Here is a 791-nt window from a genome sequence, read left to right as displayed (position 1 = left end):
CCTTTCACTAAGTTCTCGTAGCTGCCGCCGTTGGTGTTACCCAGTGACACGTTGAATTTTTCACCACTATCAGCAATGGCATCATCTAAGGTCGCCACGGTAAAGTCAGTTGATAAGGTACCTGCTTTGATCACCACGTCTTGGGTTTGTGCAATCACGTCACCGTTGTCGGTGGTGATATGACCGGTGATCACTTGGACCGTTAAGTCAGTCGCGGGCGCGTTGTCCACACTCACGGTGTAAGTCGCGCTTTCCCCTTCGACTACGCTAGTCGCACCGCTTAAGGTCAAGGTGGTGGTGTCCTCGCTGCCCGGAATCTCATCACTGCCGGTTTGGTCATTGATGGTAGTCTCGATGACCGAGTTACCTTTCACTAAGTTCTCGTAGCTGCCGCCGTTGGTGTTACCCAGTGACACGTTGAATTTTTCACCACTATCAGCAATGGCATCATCTAAGGTCGCCACGGTAAAGTCAGTTGATAAGGTACCTGCTTTGATCACCACGTCTTGGGTTTGTGCAATCACGTCACCGTTGTCGGTGGTGATATGACCAGTGATCACTTGGACCGTTAAGTCTGTCGCTGGCGCGTTGTCCACACTCACGGTGTAAGTCGCGCTTTCCCCTTCGACTACGCTAGTCGCACCGCTTAAGGTCAAGGTGGTGGTGTCCTCGCTGCCCGGAATCTCATCACTGCCGGTTTGGTCATTGATGGTAGTCTCGATGACCGAGTTACCTTTCACTAAGTTCTCGTAGCTGCCGCCGTTGGTGTTACCCAGTGACACGTTGAATTT

General features: G+C 52.0%; 1 protein-coding gene. It reads right to left on the bottom strand.

Going from position 1 to position 791, the window contains the following annotated elements; all coding sequences use genetic code 11:
• Positions 1-791: immunoglobulin-like domain-containing protein (locus K6Y31_RS22095; RefSeq protein ID WP_233055182.1), on the bottom strand; the 791-nt coding region annotated here is incomplete at both ends.

Source organism: Motilimonas cestriensis, from assembly GCF_021295315.1.
In the GTDB taxonomy this organism is placed as follows: Bacteria; Pseudomonadota; Gammaproteobacteria; order Enterobacterales; family CBDFNC01; genus Motilimonas; species Motilimonas cestriensis.
Note: the sequence above shows the minus strand (reverse complement) of the source record. Positions and strands in the feature narration are given on the sequence as shown.